Origin of the sequence: Pseudomonas putida NBRC 14164 (genome assembly GCF_000412675.1) — a bacterium.
Taxonomy (GTDB): domain Bacteria; phylum Pseudomonadota; class Gammaproteobacteria; order Pseudomonadales; family Pseudomonadaceae; genus Aquipseudomonas; species Aquipseudomonas putida.
The window spans coordinates 1168119-1188476 of the sequence record NC_021505.1; the positions used below are offsets into that span (position 1 = coordinate 1168119).

The 20358-nt window shown below is 61.2% G+C and carries 17 protein-coding genes; 5 read left to right on the forward strand and 12 right to left on the reverse strand.

Annotated features, from left to right (window positions below; translation table 11 throughout):
* Positions 1–52 precede the first annotated feature (52 nt).
* The 4 genes from PP4_RS05140 to PP4_RS05155 form a co-directional block, all read right to left on the reverse strand.
* Entirely contained in the window at positions 53–787 is a 735-nt protein-coding gene (locus PP4_RS05140; protein WP_016498201.1) for an amino acid ABC transporter ATP-binding protein, read from the reverse strand.
* A complete protein-coding gene (locus PP4_RS05145) occupies positions 784–1455 on the reverse strand; it encodes an amino acid ABC transporter permease (RefSeq protein WP_016488795.1) in 672 nt (223 codons plus the stop codon). The genes PP4_RS05140 and PP4_RS05145 overlap by 4 nt, the downstream gene beginning before the upstream one ends.
* Positions 1456–2202, reverse strand: a complete 747-nt coding sequence (locus PP4_RS05150) for an amino acid ABC transporter permease (RefSeq protein ID WP_016488794.1) — start codon at positions 2200–2202, stop codon at positions 1456–1458.
* A gap of 142 nt (positions 2203–2344) precedes the next feature.
* A complete protein-coding gene (locus PP4_RS05155) occupies positions 2345–3262 on the reverse strand; it encodes a glutamate/aspartate ABC transporter substrate-binding protein (RefSeq protein ID WP_016498202.1) in 918 nt (305 codons plus the stop codon).
* A gap of 340 nt (positions 3263–3602) precedes the next feature.
* Between PP4_RS05155 and PP4_RS05160 the strand changes: the two genes are divergently transcribed.
* Positions 3603–7733, forward strand: a complete 4131-nt coding sequence (locus tag PP4_RS05160; RefSeq protein WP_016498203.1) for an NEL-type E3 ubiquitin ligase domain-containing protein — start codon at positions 3603–3605, stop codon at positions 7731–7733.
* Between the two features lie 33 nt (positions 7734–7766).
* Here PP4_RS05160 and glpD read toward each other — a convergent pair whose 3' ends face one another.
* From glpD to PP4_RS05180, 4 genes are all read right to left on the reverse strand, one after another.
* Positions 7767–9296 carry a glycerol-3-phosphate dehydrogenase gene (gene glpD, locus PP4_RS05165; RefSeq protein WP_041167965.1) on the reverse strand — a complete coding sequence of 510 codons (1530 nt, stop codon included), beginning with the start codon at positions 9294–9296 and terminating at the stop codon, positions 7767–7769.
* A 199-nt stretch (positions 9297–9495) separates the two neighbouring features.
* Positions 9496–10251, reverse strand: coding sequence for a DNA-binding transcriptional repressor GlpR (gene glpR / locus PP4_RS05170; protein WP_016498205.1), 756 nt, complete (start codon positions 10249–10251; stop codon positions 9496–9498).
* Between the two features lie 101 nt (positions 10252–10352).
* The gene (glpK, locus tag PP4_RS05175) at positions 10353–11852 is read right to left on the reverse strand and encodes a glycerol kinase GlpK (RefSeq protein WP_016498206.1); all 1500 of its coding nucleotides are present in this window, start codon (positions 11850–11852) and stop codon (positions 10353–10355) included.
* Positions 11853–11903: 51 nt separating this feature from the next.
* A complete protein-coding gene (locus PP4_RS05180; protein WP_016498207.1) occupies positions 11904–12755 on the reverse strand; it encodes an MIP/aquaporin family protein in 852 nt (283 codons plus the stop codon).
* A gap of 303 nt (positions 12756–13058) precedes the next feature.
* Between PP4_RS05180 and ybaK the strand changes: the two genes are divergently transcribed.
* Positions 13059–13529, forward strand: a complete 471-nt coding sequence (ybaK, locus tag PP4_RS05185; protein ID WP_012273891.1) for a Cys-tRNA(Pro) deacylase — start codon at positions 13059–13061, stop codon at positions 13527–13529.
* A 96-nt stretch (positions 13530–13625) separates the two neighbouring features.
* Here the strand turns inward: ybaK and PP4_RS05190 are convergent, their stop codons facing one another.
* On the reverse strand, positions 13626–14735 hold the full coding sequence (locus PP4_RS05190) for an ABC transporter ATP-binding protein (protein WP_016498208.1): 1110 nt from the start codon (positions 14733–14735) through the stop codon (positions 13626–13628).
* Positions 14732–15652: an ornithine carbamoyltransferase gene (gene argF / locus PP4_RS05195; protein ID WP_016498209.1), complete on the reverse strand. Its 921-nt coding sequence runs from the start codon at positions 15650–15652 to the stop codon at positions 14732–14734. Before argF ends, PP4_RS05190 begins: the two co-directional genes overlap by 4 nt.
* Before the next feature lie 374 nt (positions 15653–16026).
* On the opposite strand from argF, the gene PP4_RS05200 reads away from it, so the two are divergent.
* Both PP4_RS05200 and grxD read left to right on the forward strand, forming a co-directional pair.
* Positions 16027–18135 carry a molybdopterin-dependent oxidoreductase gene (locus PP4_RS05200; RefSeq protein WP_041167966.1) on the forward strand — a complete coding sequence of 703 codons (2109 nt, stop codon included), beginning with the start codon at positions 16027–16029 and terminating at the stop codon, positions 18133–18135.
* A gap of 91 nt (positions 18136–18226) precedes the next feature.
* On the forward strand, positions 18227–18562 hold the full coding sequence (grxD, locus tag PP4_RS05205) for a Grx4 family monothiol glutaredoxin (RefSeq protein ID WP_016498211.1): 336 nt from the start codon (positions 18227–18229) through the stop codon (positions 18560–18562).
* A 57-nt stretch (positions 18563–18619) separates the two neighbouring features.
* On the opposite strand, the gene bfr is transcribed toward grxD, so the two are convergent.
* Both bfr and PP4_RS05215 read right to left on the reverse strand, forming a co-directional pair.
* On the reverse strand, positions 18620–19093 hold the full coding sequence (gene bfr, locus PP4_RS05210; protein ID WP_016498212.1) for a bacterioferritin: 474 nt from the start codon (positions 19091–19093) through the stop codon (positions 18620–18622).
* 201 nt (positions 19094–19294) lie between these two features.
* The gene (locus tag PP4_RS05215) at positions 19295–19513 is read right to left on the reverse strand and encodes a bacterioferritin-associated ferredoxin (RefSeq protein ID WP_016488781.1); all 219 of its coding nucleotides are present in this window, start codon (positions 19511–19513) and stop codon (positions 19295–19297) included.
* Between the two features lie 224 nt (positions 19514–19737).
* On the opposite strand from PP4_RS05215, the gene PP4_RS05225 reads away from it, so the two are divergent.
* Positions 19738–20340 carry a peroxiredoxin gene (locus PP4_RS05225; protein WP_012273884.1) on the forward strand — a complete coding sequence of 201 codons (603 nt, stop codon included), beginning with the start codon at positions 19738–19740 and terminating at the stop codon, positions 20338–20340.
* Positions 20341–20358 lie beyond the last annotated feature (18 nt).

Genomic DNA, 20358 nt, shown 5'->3' on the forward strand with positions numbered 1-20358 from the left:
GACCAGCATCCGCTGCCCGGTGGGTCCCGTGGCAGCGGATGCTGTGGCCGGATCAGTGCTGCAGGATCTTGCTGAGGAAGTGCTGGGTGCGTTGGTCGCGGGCACTCTGATCACCGAAGAACTCTTCCTTGGTGCAGTCTTCGATGATGCTGCCCTTGTCCATGAAGATGACCCGGTTGGCGACCTTGCGGGCAAAGCCCATTTCGTGGGTCACGCACATCATGGTCATGCCTTCGTGGGCCAGTTGCACCATTACGTCCAGCACCTCGCTGACCATTTCCGGGTCCAGTGCCGAGGTGGGTTCGTCGAACAGCATGACGATCGGGTCCATTGACAGCGCACGGGCGATGGCCACTCGCTGCTGCTGGCCGCCGGAAAGCTGGCCAGGGTGCTTGTGCGCATGCGCTGACAAGCCCACCCGCTCAAGCAGGGCGAGGCCCTTCTTGGTGGCTTCTTCCTTGCTCCGGCCCAGTACCTTGATCTGCGCGATGGTCAGGTTCTCGGTGATGGTCAGGTGCGGGAACAGTTCGAAGTGCTGGAACACCATGCCCACCCGCGAACGCAGCTTCGGCAGGTTGGTTTTCGGGTCGGAGATCGACGTGCCGTCGACCACGATGTCGCCCTTCTGGAACGGCTCCAGCGCGTTGACGCATTTGATCAGGGTGGACTTGCCCGAGCCCGACGGGCCGCAGACTACCACCACTTCACCTTTCTTGACCTCGGTGTTGCAATCGGTCAGTACCTGGAAGTCGCCGTACCACTTGTTGACGTTCTTGATGGAAATCATACGGTGATCCTTTTTTGCAGGCGCTTGACCAGCCACGAAGCGGAGAAGCTGATGATGAAGTAGACGACGCCGGCGAAGATCAGGAACTCATGGGAGCGCCCGATGATATCGCCGTTGGAACGTGCCGAGTTGAGGAAGTCCACCAGGCCCACGGTGTATACCAGCGAGGTGTCCTGGAACAGGATGATGCTCTGCTGCAGCAGCAGCGGGGTCATCTTGCGGAACGCCTGGGGCAGGATGATCAGGCGCATGGTTTGCGCGTAGTTCATGCCCAGCGCCTGCGCGGCGCCCATCTGGCCTTTGGAAATCGACTGCACGCCGGCACGCACGATTTCGCAGAAGTACGCGGCCTCGAACATCATGAAGGCCACCACGCAAGAGGTGAACGCACCCACTGGCGTGTCTTCGCCGGTAATCCAGCGCAGCACGAACGGCACCGCCAGGTAGAACCAGGTAATTACAAGCAGCAGTGGGATCGAGCGGAAGTAGTTGACGTAGGCACCTGCCACACGGGACAGCAGCTTGCTCGACGACAGGCGCATCAGGGCCAGGATGGTGCCCAGTGCAATACCACCGACAACGCCCATGACCATCAGCTGCAGGGTCATGACCATGCCTTCCCACAGGGCAGGCAGGGCCGGGATGATTTCGCTGAAATCCATGTCCATTTACTTGCCCCCCACGGAAATCAGGCCAGGCACGGCGACTTTCTTCTCGACCATGCGCATCAGCAGCATCAGGCCCATGTTCAGGGTGAAGTAGATCAGCGTGGCCAGAGTGAACGCCTCAAACAGGTTGGCGGAGAACTCGGCGGTCTGCTTGGTCTGCGCCAGCAGCTCCATCAGGCCGATCAGCGACGCCACCGAGGAGTTCTTGAAGACGTTGAGGAACTCGGAGGTGAGCGGCGGAATGATGATCCGGTAAGCCTGCGGCAGCAGCACGTTGTTATAGATTTGCGGGAGGCTGAACCCCATGGCACGGGCGGCGGCTTCCTGGCCTTTGGGCAGCGCCTGAATCCCTGTACGCACCTGTTCGCAGACGCGGGCGGCGGTGAACAGGCCCAGGCAGACGACCACGCTGATCAGCGCCGAGGTGGTCGGGTTGAGGTCCTGCTTGAACCATTCCTGCAAGCCTTCCGGCAGCAGGTCCGGTACCAGGAAGTACCAGATGAACAGCTGCACTAGCAGTGGCACGTTGCGGAACAGTTCCACGTAGGCGGTAGCGATGCCCGATACCAGGCGGTTCGGCACGGTACGCATGACACCGAGGAGTGACCCCAGCAGCAGCGCAATGATCCAGGCGGTGATGGCGATGGCGATGGTCCAGCCCAGGCCGGTGATGTACCAGTCCAGATAGGTTTCGCTGCCCACGCCGGTGGACTTGAAGAACACGCCCCAGTCCCAGTTGTAATTCATCGGGATTTCCCCTCAGACGGTTGTTTCACGGGCACCTTCGAGCATCCGGGGGCGTTTGGCGCCCTCGGATGAAAGGTTAGACACTAATGAGTGGCCTGCAGAATTGATTCGTGCTGTTGAGCACCAGGCCACTATCTGAGGATCAGGACTTCTTCTCGTCCGCAGCCTTGTCGGTCGGCTCGGCGATCAGCTTTTTCAGCTCGTCGCTCATCGGGAACTGCAGGTTCAGGCCTTTTGGCGGGATCGGCTGATTGAACCACTTGTCGTAGCTCTTGTTGACTTCGCCCGACTTGAAGTAGCCCACGATGGCGTCGTCGACCGCTTTCTTGAACGCAGCATCTTCCTTGCGCACCATGCAGCCGTAGATTTCGTACGATTGCGGGGTACCGGTGATGACCCAGTCGGATGGCTTGCGCGCCTTGGCCATTTCACCGGCCAGCAGCGCGTCGTCGATCATGAAGGCCACCGCGCGGCCGCTTTCGAGCATGTTGAAGGCTTCACCGTGGTCCTTGGCGGAAATCACGTTCATCTTCATCTGCTTGTCGGCGTTCATCGCCTTGAGGATGCGCTCGGAGGTGGTACCGGCGGTGGTCACCACGTTCTTGCCGGCCAGGTCCGGGAAGTCTTTGTATGCAGGCGCACCGTCCTTGACCTTGGTCAACAGGCGGGTACCGACTTCGAAGATGCCGACCGAGAAGCCGACTTGTTGCTGGCGCTCGACGTTGTTGGTGGTGGAGCCGCACTCAAGGTCGACGGTGCCGTTCTGCACCAGCGGGATGCGGGTCTGGGAGGTGACCAGGTTGTAACGGACCTTGATGTCCGTACCCAGTTGCTTCTTCAGGGCGTCGACGACAGCCAGCTGGATGTCATGCGAGTAGCCCACGGGCTCGGGTTTGCCGGCCAGGTAGGAAAACGGGATGGAGGAGTCGCGGTGGCCCAGGGTGATGGTGCCCGATTCCTTGATCTTCTTCAGGGTGCCAGTCAGTTCTTCGGCCATGGCCGGCGAAGCGATCACAGCGGCCGCGATGGCGGCGCCCAGCAATTGACGAACGATACGCATCAAATTTTCCTCGACGTGTTTGTTTTTTTTATGGAGCCGTTGGCGGACTCTTTCGTTCAACGAATACAGCAAGAAGCGAGTGCATTCGGCTACCAAGTGTAGAGCATGAGTCGTGCCAAGCCCTGCCAAAGATCATAACCCCGCGCAAAGCCTGGGCATGAACCCTGTATGCAGGTTTTTGAACATTCTTCTGCTGTCGGATCACCGAACGAGGGGTGGTATTTCGTTCGGCTATCCGAACGAATGTGGGGGCTCTGAACGGGGTGCTCCAGCAATAAGTAACACCCGTCGCGCAAGGCCAACTGTTGAGCTTGCTGCTTCATCTTCTGGAGCTCTTGCCGTGTCCGTGATCCCGATTCCTTCCGATTCCGTCGACGCCTTCATTGCCCGCCAGATGGCGGATTGGTTGAAAACGGCCGATGTCGATCAACTGTTGACCTTTCACCGCGCGCTGTCCAATCAGCAGGCTGTGGCCGAACGAGTGAAAACCAGATTGGCCAGCGTGCCCAGCCTGGAAGCCTTTGCCGCGCAGGTGCTCGAACCGGCATTACGCGCCGAAGGCCTGGCCGATGTCGATGTGCGCAGCATGCAGGTGCACATTGAGGAGGATGTGCCGATGCTCAGCGCTGCGCCGCGCCTGCATACGCCCTGGCGTACCCTTTACAGCGTGCAACCTTTGGTCACGGCCGCGCTGCATAACTTCCACGAAGCCGATACCTTGCCGTCAATCCATAGGCGCGCCCACCTGCAGGGCGCTGATGGGGTGAAGCTGCAACTGACGTTCGAGGCATTTGCCCGCTGCTGCAGGAAACTCGACATCGGTGGGCAGTACCAACAAAAGTTGCGCGCACAACTGTTTCCGAAAAGCCGGCCGCCAGCGCCTGAAAACCTCGCCCGAGAGGCCGTTCAGCGCATGTTTGAGGAAAACCTGCGCGCAAAGATGGAAGTCGCGGTACGCATGGCCCGCATCAAGTCCGAGCTGGACGAAGCCGACTACCTGCGCTTGTTGCCTGTGTTCGCTGCCAAACCTGTGGTGCCTGCCATCAGTGGCGTTGTCACACCGCGTCAGCTTTATCTGCTGGGCAAGCGTATCCATGGAATCGTCACGCTGGAGGTGCGCGAGCGCGCCGACGGGCCACTGGAAGGGATCATCAGCTGGGTACCACAGGACCCGCAGCGGCCGGTGACCAGGCACGTTTCCTGGGAGGCTTTGTACCAATGGTTGGCCAGGCGCATGCGTGCGCCTCACTACCGTTCGTTTTTCAGTCGCTTCATCAGTGAACGCGACCGGACGACGTTCACGGCAACCCTGGAGCGCCTGATCGAAGCCAGCAGTGTGCGAGTACCGGCTGTGCTGGATGGGCGCAATTTCGCCATCGATGTACCGTTGTTTGCCTACCTGCGTGGCTTGCAGGTGGACAAGATGCTGGATGATGCAAGAATCCTCGCGGTCCCTACCGCCGACGAGACCGCTATCGAGCGCCATCAGCGGCTGGAGGCGCTCAAGAGTGCAGGCCTCGATACGTTGAACCTGGCAGCACTGTTCATTCCGATAGTGGGGGAGGTGATGCTCGCCGTGGCGGCCGTGGATGTGGTCAGCGAGGTCTACAAGGGTTATGAGGATTGGCGCATAGGCGACCGCCAGGGGGCGCTGGATCACCTCATGGGCGTAGCACAGAACCTGGCAGCCGGCGCCGTGATAGGTGCCGTACACATGGGCATAAGCCGTGCACTCGAACGGGTGTCGTTTGTCGATGCGCTGACGCCAGTGCACGAGGGTGAGGGCCGGGCCAGGCTGGCGCACTGGCCGCCTTCTGCTCATCATCTTGATGGCGGCGGGCCGCTGGTACGCAGGTTTGACGGTGTCTTTGCCGAAACCTCTGACCAAAGCGCTGAAACACTGCTTCGCATCACCGGGTTTGAAGAGGCCCAGGTGCGCCATATCCACCTTGACGGGGGGGAGAGCCCTGCTCGCTTGGGTGATGCCCATGAACGCTACGAACTCCATACCTTAGAGCCCCGATTACGGGGGCGCGCGTTCGAACGTGAACTGGCCGCTCGGCAAGCTGTGCCTTCTGTTACAGGTGCCTTGCTGATCAAGGTATTCCCAGGCCTGTCGGTGCGTGGCGCCGAAGAAATCCTCGCGTCGGCCAGTGGTGCGCAGATCAAGGCGCTGCTGGCTACCGGCCGGGTGCCGCTGGCCATGGCTGAGCGGGCCCGCTGGTTCTTGCGCGAGAGCCGTGTGGACCGTGCCCTGATGGGGTTCGAGCACGAAGGGGCAGTTAATGCCGATACCCAGCGACTGGTGCTGGAATGGATCGCCCACCACGCACCTTGGCCAGCCTCGGTGCGGATCGACCTGCGCCTCGGGGAGGCAGGCGGCCGTGTGTTGGCAGCCAAGGGGGCCGCCAGTGCCACCGAGATCAAAACCATCATCCACACCGAGCAGGGGTACCAATTGGCCGATGGCCAGCCGCCAGTACTTGGCCAAGGCCTGTTGCCATGCCTGATCCGCACCCTTGACCAGGGCCAGAAGGCCAGTTTTGGAGGAAGTCAGCTCACGGCCCGCGACCTCGGCGAGCAGCTTGCGCACCTGGCTAGCTCGGATCGAGAAAGAACGGCGAATTTGATGGGGCTGGCGCCTGTCGCAGAACGCTATCGCCCGCCGCTACGCATCGCCGATGGCCGGATCGGTTACGCCTTGAGTGGACGGGGAGAAAGCAGCCGACGGGCACTGCGTCGCGGCATACATGACATATTCCCGACGTTGACCGATGCACAGCTGGACGCCTACCTTCGCGACCTGTCGGACCGCAGGGTCGGCCAGTGGGCACATCTCAGCGAGCTTCAATGGCAGATGCAAAGCCTGCGTGACGCGCTTGACAGCTGGCAGCGACAGCGCGTCAGTTTCATGGACGGGCTGCGCCGGCAACGCGTGGCCAACCAGATTCGTCGCGCCTGGCGGCGCAAGACGGCCGGTCTGGCCGGTGACGACTTTGTGCTGCACATAGATGGCGAACAGGTGGGCAGCTTGCCGACGTTGCCGGAGGGCATAGAGTTCGGCCATGTTCGGCGCCTGGCTTTGCGCAACATGAGCCTTGAACAGATCGATGAGGATTTCCTGCGCAGGTTCACCCACCTTCGCGAGCTCGACCTGCGCAACAACCAATTGACCCGCTTGCCCGCTGGCCTGGAGCGATTTACCGAATTGCGCAGCCTGCGTCTGGCGGGTAACCAGATCAGTGTCGATGCCCAAGGCAGCCAAAGGCTGGCCAGCCTCTCGATGCTCCAGGTGCTGGATCTCAACTACAACCCGCTGGGCCAGGTGCCTGATCTTTCGGGGCTGCGCCACTTGCGTGAGGTTTCGCTGCGCGCAACCGAGCTGCAAACCTTGCCAGGCGACGATGTGATGCCATGGCGGGGCCTGGTGGACCTGCGTGATAACCAGATTCGCCAGGTGAACGGGCACCTGCGCGCGCTGGGCGCGCGAATGGGACGCCTGTCGCTGCATGACAACCCGCTGGACGAAGCGAGCGCGGCGTCGCTTGCCGAAAGCCTTGGCGATTCGTCTGTAAACCGTAGCCCCTCCTACCATCACGCTATTGCCGATGCCGGCTTGCAGGACCAATGGCTGGGTAGCGCCAACGAGCCTGTCAGGGCACGGCGCGTGCAGATCTGGAACCAACTGGCCGAGGAGCCGCAGTCGGTAGACCTGTTTCGTTTTCTGGCAGATTTCGCCAGTTCCGACGATTTCCTCGACCACCCGAACTACTACCGGGCAAGGGTGTGGCGGATTCTGGAACTGTGCACCGACAACACCGACGTGCGCGAAGCCATGTTCTGGCAGGCGCAAGGGCGCCGTACCTGTGAGGACCGACTGCTGCTGATCCTCAGTCAACTGGAAGTCAGGGCCCACATTGCCCTGCATTCCCCAGGTGAGGGTGCTCCCATGCAGGCCGAACAGACTTTATTGCGCCTGGGGCGTTCGCTGTATCGCCTGGATCAGGTAGACAGCATTGCCGCCCGACACATTCAGGAACTGCGCAGGGACCCATATGCTGCCGTGGATGATATCGAGGTCTACCTCGCCTTCCGCGTCAATTTGGCTGACCGGCTCGACCTGCCAGCGCAACCGCGGTCCATGAATTACCCCGAACACAGCCGTGTAACCGCCGCTGACGCAAGGCGCGCGGGTGCTCAAGTGCTCGCTGGAGAAAACCGCGAGGTACTGAGCCAGGCGCTGGCGCAGCGCGAGTTCTGGCAAGGGTATGTGCGTAATCGTTATGCCGAGCGTTTCGATGCCCTGGCTGAACCGTTTCATGAGCAGTTGGAGCAAGCCGAGGGTGAGGTCGGTGAGGCGGGTGAGCAGCACTACCTGGAGCGTGCCGCAGCCTTGATGGAGGCGCTCAATGCCCAGGAGCGGGCGTTGTACCTGGAACTGGCGAGGGAGGCCTACGGGCGGGAAGCCTAAGGGGGCAACCGCACAGCGGTCGCCCCAGCCGGATCAGGCGGCGTTGCTGCGCGCCTCGCTTTGCGCCAGGTAATCAGCCAGGGCCTGCTGCTCGCTGGCGCTGGTGAACAGGCCAAGCTTGCTGCGCCGCCACAGGATGTCCTGGGCGTTGACAGCCCATTCGCAATCACGCAAGTAGTCGACTTCACGGGTGAACAAGCCGCCGCCGATCACCTGGCCCAGGTCTTGCGGGCCGTGCACGCCGTCCAGCAGTTGCCAGGTGCGGCTGCCATAGCTCACCGCCCAGCGTTTGGCGATGTCCACTGCCAGCCATTGATGCTGTGCCAGCAGCGCTTCGACCAATGCCTGCGGCGTGCTCATGTCTTCCCCGCCGGGCAGGGGGGCATCGGCGGTCCAGCTTTTGCCCATCTGGCTGAAGAACGGCTTGAGTTCGCTCATGGCCGACTCTGCCAGCTTGCGGTAGGTGGTCAGCTTGCCGCCAAACACCGACAGCAATGGCGCCTCGCCAGACGCTGCGCTAAGCGCGAGGGTATAGTCACGGGTGACGGCAGACGGGTTGTCCGACTCGTCGTTGCACAGCGGGCGCACGCCGGAGTAGGTGTGCAGGATATCGCCGTGGCTCAGCTGATGATTGAAGTGCGCGTTGACCACTTTCAACAGGTAGTCGGTTTCCTGTGCGGTAATCGCTACCTTGGCAGGGTCGCCGCTGTACTCGCGGTCAGTGGTGCCTATCAGGGTGAAGCGGTCCAGGTAAGGGATGCAGAAGACGATGCGCTGGTCTTCGTTCTGCAGGATGAAGGCATGTTCCCCTTCGTACAGGCGCGGCACGATGATGTGGCTGCCCTGGATCAGGCGGATGCCGTACGGCGCATCCAGCTTGAGGTCGTCCTTGATGAAACTGGCGACCCACGGGCCAGCGGCGTTGACCAGGGCGCGGGCGCGAATGCTCTGCAGGCTGCCATCGGCATGCTGCAACTCGACCTGCCACAGGCCGTCCACGCGCTCTGCGCGCAGGCAGCGGGTGCGGGTATGGATGTGCGCGCCGTGCTCACGGGCGGCCATGGCATTGAGCACCACCAGCCGCGCGTCGTCTACCGCACAATCGGCGTATTCGAAACCGCGCGTGATCGCCGGCTTTAGCGGGTAACCGGGGCCAAAGCGCAGGCTGCGCGAGGCACCCAGGCGCTTGCGTTTGCCCAGGTGGTCATACAGGAACAGGCCGGCGCGGATCATCCACGCCGGGCGCAGGTGTGGGCGGTGTGGCAGCACGAAACGCATCGGTCTGACGATGTGCGGCGCCTTGGCCAGCAGCACTTCGCGTTCGGCCAAGGCTTCGCGTACCAGGCGGAATTCGTAGTGTTCAAGGTAGCGCAGGCCACCGTGGATCAGCTTGCTGCTGGCTGATGACGTGTGCTGGGCCAGGTCGTCCTTTTCGCAAAGGAATACTTTCAGACCCCGCCCGGCGGCGTCGGCAGCGATGCCCACGCCATTGATGCCACCGCCGATCACGGCGAGGTCATAGCAGTCGGCGAGTGATGGCTGGGACGAAACGGGCTGGGACACGGGCAAGGCCTCCTGGGAGCTGTTCACATCGAAAGTGAACATTAATGTTCGTTTGCGAAAATACTAGCGCAACAGAACGCCCGTCGCCAGCCAGTCTTTATAGAAAAAACTGATCAGATGACAATAAAGTGAACATTTTCGAAAATTTTGGCTGGGCGGTCTGCATGCCACACAGGTTGCGGCAAGCCCCCGCCACCCTTTAAACGACGTCGAGGCGGATCTTGTACTGGTTCAGCAACTGAGTGAGGGTGGGGGTAGGCGCCTGATCGGTCACCAGGCAGTCGACCAGGCTGATCGAGCCCAGGCGCACCATGGCATTGCGCCCGAACTTGCTGGAGTCGGCGGCAAGGATCACCTGCCGGGCATTGGCGATGATCGCCTGGGATACCCGTACTTCCTGGTAGTCGAAGTCGAGCAGGCTGCCGTCCTCGTCGATGCCGCTGATACCCACCAGGGCGAAATCGACCTTGAACTGGTTGATGAAGTCGACACTGGCCTGGCCCACCACTCCACCGTCCCGGCGCACCGTGCCACCGGCCACCAGCACTTCGAAATCGTCCTTGGCAGCCAGGATCGCCGCCACGTGCAAGTTGTTGGTGATGACCTTCAGGTGGTTGTGGTTGAGCAGTGCGCGGGCGATGGATTCGGTCGTGGTGCCGATGTTGATGAACACCGAGGCATGGTCGGGAATCTGCCGGGCCACGGCGTCAGCGATACGCTGCTTTTCATCGCGCATCTGGTCGGCACGCATGGCGTAGGCCGTATTCTCGATACTCGAGTCATAGGCCGCGCCACCGTGGTAGCGGCGAAGCAGGTTGAGCTCGGCAAGCTGGTTGATATCTCGACGGATGGTCTGCGGCGTCACGACGAACAGCTGCGCCATTTCTTCGATACTGACGTAACCGCGCTCGCGCACCAGTTCGAGGATTTGTTGTTGGCGGGGGGGCAGATTCATGGGCGGTCCTTTGGGGCAGCCGGACAAATTCTGCAATGATGCCGTAGGAAGGGGATGACGGCCAGTAGACGATTGGGGCCGCGTGGCGGCCCCAATGTGTTTTACGCCTCGTGCTCTTCCCAGTCACGGGTACGTTCGACGGCTTTCTTCCAGCCGGCATACAGCTTCTCTTTCTGCGTTTCATCCAGCTGCGGGCTGAACTCGCGCTCGATGATTGCCTTGTCGCGCAGTTCGTCCAGGCCGCTCCAGAAGCCGCAAGCCAGGCCGGCCAGGTAGGCGGCGCCCAGGGCTGTGGTTTCGCGCATTTGCGGGCGCTCCACGCACGTACCGAGGATGTCGGCCTGGAACTGCATGAGGAAGTTGTTGGCCACCGCACCACCGTCCACACGCAACTCGGACAGGCGCTGGCCGCAGTCCTGCTGCATGGCATCGAGCACGTCGCGGGTCTGGTAGGCGATCGACTCCAGCGCGGCGCGGATGATGTGGTCCACCTTCACGCCACGGGTCAGGCCGAACAGCGCGCCGCGGGCGTACGGGTCCCAGTACGGGGCACCCAGGCCGGTGAATGCCGGCACCAGATAGACGCCGTTGCTGTCCTTGACCTTGCTGGCGAAGTATTCGGTATCCAGGGCGTCGTTGACGATCTTCAGCTCGTCACGCAGCCATTGCACGGTGGAACCACCGTTGAACACCGCGCCTTCCAGCGCATAGGCCACCTCGCCACGCGGGCCGCAGGCGATGGTGGTGAGCAGGCCATGGGACGATTTTACTGCCTGCTCGCCGGTGTTCATCAGCAGGAAGCAGCCGGTGCCGTAGGTGTTCTTGGCCTGGCCGGGCTCTACGCACATCTGGCCGAACAGTGCCGACTGTTGGTCACCTGCGATGCCAGCAATGGCAATGCCGCTTTTTGTCTGGCCGTACACTTCTGAAGAAGAACGAACCTCGGGCAGCATCTGCCGCGGGATGCCGAGGATTTCCAGCAGCTTGTCGTCCCACTCCAGGCTATGGATGTTGAACATCAGCGTGCGCGAGGCATTGGTGTAGTCGGTGACGTGCACCTTGCCGCCCGAGAACTTCCAGATCAGCCAGGTATCGATGGTGCCGAACAACAGTTCGCCACGCTCGGCGCGTTCGCGGGCGCCCTCGACGTTGTCGAGGATCCACTTCAGCTTGGTGCCGGAGAAGTACGGGTCGGTGACCAGGCCGGTGGTGTCGCGAATGTAGTCTTCATGGCCGTCGCGCTTGAGCTGGGCGCAGATCTCGGTGCTGCGGCGGCACTGCCAGACGATGGCATTGTAAACCGGGCGGCCGGTTTCCTTGTCCCACACCACAGTGGTTTCGCGTTGGTTGGTGATGCCGATTGCGGCTACCTGGGCATGGCTGATGCCTGCCTGTGCCAAGGCCTCGACCATGGTCGCGCTCTGCGTGGCGAAGATTTCCATCGGGTCGTGCTCGACCCAGCCCGCCTGCGGATAGTGCTGGGCGAACTCGCGCTGGGAGGTGCCCACCACATTGGCGTCGCGGTCGAAAATGATGGCACGCGAACTGGTGGTGCCCTGGTCCAGGGCGATGATGTAGTTCTTGTCCTGGGTGTCTGTCATGGTCGTAGGCCTTGCGAGAATAGGAGGTCAGGGCTGGGCATGTAGCCGGCATCAATTGGCTTGAGTATCGCCCTGGCGATTGTCATTTGTCTCAGGGTTCGCGGCAGCTGCCATTGGCAGGTTGCGGGCAATCAGGCCGCGATAGGTCGCGGCACCCAGGCAAGCGCCAAGGATCGGTGCAAACACCGGAACCAGGAAGTACGGTATGTCCCGTCCGCCAGTGAAGGCGATTTCGCCCCAACCGGCCAGGAAAGTCATGAGTTTTGGCCCGAAATCGCGAGCAGGGTTCATGGCAAAGCCGGTCAGCGGGCCCATGGCGCTGCCGATCACCGCGATCAGCAGGCCGATCAGCAGCGGGGCCATGGCGCCGCGCGGCAGGCCGTTGTTGTCGTCGGTCAGGGCCATGATCACGGCCATCAGGATAGCCGTGATGACGACTTCAACCAGGAACGCCTGGCCGGTGGACAGCGAGGGGTGTGGGTAGGTGGAGAACACCGAGGCCAGCTCCAGGCTGGCTTCGCTACCGCGCAACATGGCGTGGGCCTGTTCGAAATCGAAGAACAGGTTGCTGTACAGGGTGTAGACCAGCGCCGCGCCGCAAAACGCGCCGCATACCTGGGCCAGCATGTAGAAGGGCAGCTTGCGCTTGTCGAAACCGGCGAACAGGGTGAGGGCGATGCTCACTGCCGGGTTCAGGTGCGCGCCGGAAATGCCGGCGGTGAGGTAGATCGCCATGCTCACGCCGACGCCCCAGATGATGCTGATTTCCCACAGACCAAAGCTGGCGCCGGCGACCTTGAGCGCGGCAACACAGCCGGTACCGAAGAAAATGAGCAGGGCTGTGCCGAGAAACTCGGCCAGGCATTGGCTGGACAGCGTGGGTTGGCGTAGAGCAGTCGTCATGTATGACCTCGTTTTTTTTGTTGTGAGGCGCGTGGCGCTCGACAGCAAAGCCCGGTGTCGATCCCCATTGACCCCGGGCAAATACAGGAAACGCACCTTAAAAGTGCGCCATTTGTTCAGAAGCGAAAAAATATAGACAAGAAACGCTGATGTCAAAGGTCGAAAGTGAACGACCAGTCACGAAATGGTCGCTAAAATTGGCTGCGAATCCGCGTACTAGAGGTGCGCGATTGCGGTGCGCTGGCTGCGCTGTGGGAATTGTCCTAAAGTAGCCGCCGAGCCGTCCCAGACCGGAGCCCTTGCATGACCCCCGCCCTAGACCTGTTGAAGAAGCATCGCGCCGAGCACCGTGTGCACAGTTATGAGCATGACCCCAAGTCGGCGTCCTACGGTCTGGAAGCGGCGGAAAAGCTCGGGCTCGACCCACAGCAGGTGTTCAAGACCTTGCTGGCGAGCAGCGAGAAAGGGGAGTTGCTGGTGGCGGTGGTGCCGGTGGTAGGCACCCTGGACCTCAAGGCCCTGGCCCATGCTGCCGGGGTAAAGAAATGCGAAATGGCAGACCCGGCGGCGGCGCAGCGGGCTACGGGTTATCTGGTGGGGGGGATCAGCCCCTTGGGGCAGAAGAAGCGCTTGCGAACCTTCATTGACGAATCAGCGCAGAATTTTGCAACCATCCATGTCAGCGCTGGACGGCGTGGGCTGGAAGTGGAGTTGGCGGCGGCGGTGCTGGCCGAGCATACCCAAGGCAAGTTTGCCGGAATCGGCAGAGGTTGAGCCGGGCTTGCCCGCTCCCACAGGAATACTTGACGCGAAACCTGTGGGAGCGGGCAAGCCCGCGAAGGGCCGCAAAGCGGCCCCAGGGATCTGCAATCAGGTCGCGGAACTGTACCGACGCACGCCATTCTCCTGCCGCGGCAACTGCGCCGCAACGCTACCCGGCACCGGGAACAGCACCAGGTGATCGGCTTTCACCGCAATCCCCACATCTTCACCGACCTGAAGGTCGTTATGGCTAGGGAAGATCGCTTCCAGCTGGCTGCCAGTGGGCAGTTGCAGGCGGTACAGGGTCGATGCCCCCAGGAAGCTCTTGCCAACGATGTTCGCCTGTAGCGCGCTGCCCGGTGCATACACGATATCGTCGGGCCGCAGCAGCACGTCCACCGAACTGCCCGGTGCCATGATGTAGGCACGGTTGCCGCGCAGTTCTCCCAGCTCGGTATTGACGGCCTCGTGGCTGCTCATCTGCCCACGGATGAAGTACCCCTGGCCAATGAAGCTGGCCACGAACGGCGTCTGTGGTTCGTGGTAAAGGTTGTAGGGCGTGTCCCACTGCTCCAGGCGGCCTTCCTTGAACACACCGACCTGATCGCTGACGGCAAAGGCTTCTTCCTGGTCATGGGTAACCAGGATGGCGCTGGTGCCACGGCTCTTGAGAATATCGCGAACCTCATGGCTCAGGCGCCGGCGCAACTCCACGTCAAGGTTGGAGAATGGCTCGTCGAGCAGCAGCAACTGCGGTTCCGGCGCCAGCGCGCGGGCCAGGGCGACCCGTTGCTGCTGGCCGCCAGACAATTCGTGCGGGTAACGCCCGCCCAGGCCGCCAAGCTTGACCAGTTCGAGCATCTCTTCGATGACGGCGGCCTGGCGTGGGTGCTTGGCGATGCCAAAGGCAATGTTCTGCGCCACGGTCAGGTGCGGGAACAGCGCATAGTCCTGGAACACCATGCCGATGCGGCGCTTTTCCGGGGCCAGGGTGAAGCCGGCGCGGGAAATGACCTCGCCGGCAAGCTGGATCTCGCCTTCGTGTACCGGTTCGAAACCGGCAATGGCGCGCAGCGTGGTGGTTTTCCCGCAACCGGAGGAACCCAGCAGGCAACCGATGTCGCCTGCGTTCAGGTGCAGATTGAGGTTCTGGACGATGCGCTGGTCGCCGTAGCCGCAGGCGAGGTTGCGCAGGTTGAGCAGTAGGGGTTGACTCATGCGTGGTGGTAAGCCGGTTCTACAAGGAATTCGAGAAGCGCCTTCTGTGCATGCAGGCGGTTTTCAGCCTCGTCCCAGGCGACCGAACGTGGGTCGTCGAGCAGGTCCTGGCTGATTTCCTCGCCACGGTGGGCGGGCAGGCAGTGCATGAAGAGGACATCGGGTGCCGCCAGGTCGAGCAGTTCGCGGGTGACCTGGTAAGGCGCGAAATGCGCCAGGCGCCGTGCAGTTTCCTCCTCCTGACCCATGGAAGTCCAGACATCGGTGACCACCAGGTGTGCATCACGCACGGCTTCCTTGGCATCGCGGATGATCTGCACGCGGTCACCGCCCAGCGCCATGAAGCGCTGATCCGGCTCGTAGCCTTCCGGGCAGGCGATGCGCAGCTGGAAATCGAACTGCCTGGCGGCCTCGATATAGGAGTTGCACATGTTGAAACCGTCGCCGATCCAGGTCACGGTCTTGCCCTGGATCGAGCCGCGGTGCTCGAGGAAGGTCTGCATGTCGGCCAGCAGTTGGCATGGGTGCGACTCGTCGGACAGGCCGTTGATCACCGGCACACGCGACTTGGCGGCGAATTCGGTCAGGGTGCTGTGGGCGTGGGTACGGATCATCACCACATCGACCATGCTCGACAGCACGATGGCGCTGTCACCGATCGGCTCGCCACGGCCCAGCTGGGTGTCGCGTGGCGACAGGAAGATGGCCTGGCCGCCCAGCTGGATCATGCCAGCCTCGAACGACACGCGGGTACGGGTCGAGGATTTCTCGAAGATCATGCCAAGCACGCGGTTCTTCAGGGGCTCGAACAGCACGCCTCGTTTGCGCAGGTCCTTCAGCTCGATGCCGCGGCGGATCACCCCGAGCAATTCGTCGGTGGTGAAGTCCAGCAGGGAGAGAAAGTGCCTAGCGCTCATGATTGACTACCTTATCTGCAACGGTATGCAGGTCGACCGTATGGTTTTTTTTGACAACGGGATTGACCTGCGGCGTAAGCCGCACGGGGCGGACGAAAATAGGGAAAGGCGCAATACTATAAGTAAATGTCGCCTGAAGCCAAGGGGGAACAGCGGCCTGATTGCAAAGGGTGTTGCAAAGGGTGTCTTCACCCGTCGGCCTGTGCTGTTTTTTATTTGCTACACGAGGTTTTACAGGGCTTGCTGGCAATTTGGCAAATGGCTGTCGCAAATCGTGTGCCTGATGTCGGTGGATTCACGCGGCGAAGGGCGCTGGTCGGGGGCAGGGGGTGGGCGCATAGTCAATGTTCGACAACAACAAGGCAGAGGCGGCCATGACCAAGACCCTGCATCACCGTGCCTGTCACCTGTGCGAAGCAATCTGCGGGCTGAACATCGAAGTCAGCCATGAAGACGACGGGCGGGCGCTAATCAGCTCGATCAAGGGCGACCCCCAGGACCCGTTCAGCCGTGGCCACGTCTGCCCCAAGGCCGTGGCCTTGCAGGACATCCAGAACGACCCTGACCGCCTACGCCAGCCCCACAAACGGGTAGGGGAGCGTTGGCAGGCCATCGGCTGGGACGAGGCCTTTGCCCTGGCCGCGGAAAAGTTGTGGGCGGTCCAGCAGGCTCACGGGCGCAATGCCGTGGCGGTCTACCAGGGCAACCCAAGTGTGCACAACTACGGTTTGATGACCCACAGCAATTACTTCCTCGGCCTGCTCAAGACACGCAACCGTTTCTCGGCCACCTCGGTGGACCAGCTGCCACAACACCTGGTCAGCCACCTGATGTATGGCCATGGCCTGCTGCTGCCGATTCCGGATATCGACCACGCCGACTTCATGCTGATTCTTGGCGGCAACCCGCTGGCCTCCAACGGCAGCATCATGACCGTGCCCGATGTGGAAAAGCGCCTCAAGGCCCTGCTTGGCCGGGGAGGGCGCCTGGTGGTGGTGGACCCTCGGCGCAGCGAAACGGCGGCCATGGCCGATACCCACCTGTTTATACGTCCGGGTGGGGACGCAGCCTTGTTGTGCGGCGTGCTCAACACCCTGTTCGAGGAGGGCCTGGCGCAAGGTTCGCACTTAGCCATCAACGGCCTGCAGCAGGTGCGTGAGGCGCTTGCCCCCCTCAGCGCCGAAGCCATGAGCCCGCATTGCGGCATTGCTGCTACGCAGATCCGCCAGCTGGCACGGGACTTCGCTGCGGCAGAAAAGGCCGTGTGCTATGGCCGCATGGGCGTTTCCACCCAAACCTTCGGGACCCTCTGTCACTGGCTGGTGCAACTGATCAACCTGGTCACCGGCAACCTCGACCGTGAAGGCGGCGCTTTGTGCACCGAGCCCGCCGTCGACCTGGTGGCCACCACCTCGGGCGGCCATTTCAACGCCTGGCAGAGCCGGGTCTCGGGTTTGCCCGAGTACGGTGGCGAGCTGCCCGTGGCGGCCCTGGCCGAAGAGATGCTGACACCTGGCGAAGGGCAGGTACGCGCCTTGGTGACAGTGGCCGGCAACCCGGTGCTGTCTACGCCTAACGGTCGCCAGCTGGATGCGGCCCTGGAAGGCCTGGAGTTCATGCTCAGCATCGACCTCTACATCAATGAAACCACTCGGCATGCCGACCTGATCCTGCCTTCCACCTCCTCGCTGGAAAACGACCACTACGACAGCACCTTCAACTTGCTGGCCGTGCGCAACGTCACTCGCTTCAACCGGGCGATCCTGGCCAAGCCGGACGGGGCGCTGCACGACTGGGAAATTTTCGTCGGCCTGGCCCAGGCGTTTGCCAGGCGTGCCGAGCTTGAGTTGAAACCGACCTGGGCACCTGCGCAGATGATCGATCTGGCCTTGCGCAAGGGGCGCTATGGTGAAGCAACGCCTTGGCGTCTTTCACTGGCAACGCTGGACGAGCACCCACACGGCCTTGACCTCGGGCCATTACGTAGCAACCTCGCTGCGCGCCTGGCGACTACCAGCAAGGCTGTCGAAGCGGCACCCCAGGTGTTGCTGGACGACCTTCACCGCCTGAAGCAACTGGCACCGCCCGTACCGGGTGAGCTGCTGCTGATCGGCCGCCGCCATGTGCGCAGCAACAACTCATGGATGCACAATTTCCACCGCCTGGTGAAAGGCAAGCCTCGCCATCATCTGTTGATGCACCCGCAAGACCTGCAACAGCGACAGTTGCAGGACGGCCAGCGGGTGCGTATCCGCTCCCGCACGGGTGATCTCGAAGTCGAGGTGCAAGCCTGCGAGGACATGATGCCCGGAGTGGTCAGCCTGCCCCATGGCTTCGGTCACGGTCGTCAGGGCGTGCACATGCAGATCGCCCAGGCGCAGCCCGGGGTGAGCGCCAATGACCTGACCGACGAGCGCTTGCGGGACCAGGTTTCCGGCAACGCTGCGCTCAATGGCGTACCCGTGCAGGTGGAGGCCGGGTAAGGAACAGCAAGGCCGAGCACGCTGCTCGGCTTTCCGTTACAATGCGCCACCGTGCCGACAACAGCGTCGCAAAGTTAAGCCGAGGTGCTACATGGATATCATCGAAACGATCAAAGAGCAGATTGCCAACAACACCATTCTGCTTTACATGAAAGGCTCGCCGAATGCCCCGCAATGCGGGTTCTCGGCCAAGGCATCGCAAGCAGTGATGGGTTGTGGCGAGAAGTTCGCCTACGTCGACATCCTGCAGAACCCGGAAATCCGTGCCAACCTGCCAAAATATGCCAACTGGCCGACCTTCCCGCAGCTGTGGGTAGCCGGTGAGCTGGTTGGCGGTAGCGACATCATGCTGGAAATGTTCGAGAAGGGTGAGCTGCAAACCCTGATCAAGGACGCTGCTGCCAAAGCCAAGGCTTCCGAAGCCTGAGCTTCCGGCAAGCATAAAAAAACCCGCTGATAGCGGGTTTTTTTATGCGGCGAACAATTATTCTTCGCCCATCTGCGACTGCAGATAGTTTTCGATAGTGATCTTGTCGATCAGCCCCAGTTGGGTTTCCAGCCAGTCGATGTGCTCTTCCTCGGATTCGAGGATCTCTTCAAGCATGTCACGCGAGCCGAAGTCGCCAGCGGTTTCACAATGGGCGATGGCTGCCTTCAGGTCGGCCAGGCCTTTCTTTTCAAGCTTCAGGTCGCACTCGAGCATTTCCTTGGTGTGCTCGCCGATCAGCAGCTTGCCCAGGTCCTGAACGTTAGGGATGCCTTCGAGGAAGAGAATACGCTTGATCAGTTTGTCAGCGTGCTTCATCTCGTCGATGGATTCCTTGTACTCGTGCTTGCCGAGCTTGTTCAGGCCCCAATCTTCGTACATGCGTGCGTGCAGGAAGTACTGGTTGATCGCGACCAGCTCGTTTCCGAGGATCTTGTTGAGATGCTGGATGACGCTTACGTCGCCTTTCATTACGGGTTCCTGCCCTGTAGAAGTGTGCCAATACAGTGAAGTTTGAGCCCGATACTTAGTAGTGTCAAACCTAAGTTGTTGAATAATAAGTGAAAATTAATAGGAATAAGAATGTTTGTGAACCGCGTTGGAGCGCTAACTTATTGAATTCAGAGCATAAAAAAACCGGACACAGGGTCCGGTTCTTTGAATTCTGGGTTTTCAGGCCGCGGTAAATTCCACGGGATAGGGCAGGGCGGCCTGGCTGACCTGGAGCTCGGTCAGGGTCTCACGGACCACTTCCTTGGCCAGGCAGGCGCATTTGCCACACTGGCTTGCGACATTGGTCGCGGCTCGCACTTCCTTGTAACTGCAGCATCCTTCATAGATCGCATCGCGGATCTGTCCGTCGGTGACGCCGACACAAAGACACACATACATAAGGGCTGACCATCGCGGGTTGAGTCGATGGATTGGAGCTTAATGTTAATGAGAATGCTTGTCAAAGTGCTTTCTGAAAAGGCTGTGCTTGAGCGACCGGTGGTTGCCTGCCTGATGGATTCGGCCTGTCATCAGAAGCCGTGTATGATGGTCGGCCTTTGTTGGATGTCGGGCAAGCCCGTCTGGCCCGGCAAACGGTTTTTCACCCTCATCAGGAGATTACAATGAGCGTACTCGTTGGTAAGAAAGCCCCCGATTTCACCGTTCCAGCCGTGCTGGGCAATGGCGAGATCGTCGACAGCTTCAACCTGGCTTCGGCCATCAAGGGCAAGTACGGCCTGGTGTTCTTCTACCCGCTGGACTTCACCTTCGTCTGCCCGTCCGAGCTGATCGCCCTGGACAACCGCATCCCGGACTTCCAGGCGCGCAACGTCGAAGTGATCGGCGTGTCGATCGACTCGCACTTCACCCACAACGCCTGGCGTAACACCCCGGTCAACAACGGCGGCATCGGTCAGGTGAAGTACACCCTGGCTGCCGACATGACCCACGAAATCTGCAAAGCCTACGACGTAGAGTCCGAAGGCGGCGTGGCCTTCCGTGGCGCCTTCCTGATCGACACCAACGGTGTTGTCCGCTCGCAGATCATCAACGACCTGCCACTGGGCCGTAACATGGACGAGCTGCTGCGCCTGGTTGACGCCCTGCAGTTCCACGAAGAGCACGGCGAAGTCTGCCCTGCCAACTGGAAAAAAGGCGACAAAGGCATGAACGCTTCGCCAGAAGGCGTTGCTGCCTACCTGAGCGAGAACGCTGGCAAGCTGTAATTGCCGCTCGCATAAAAA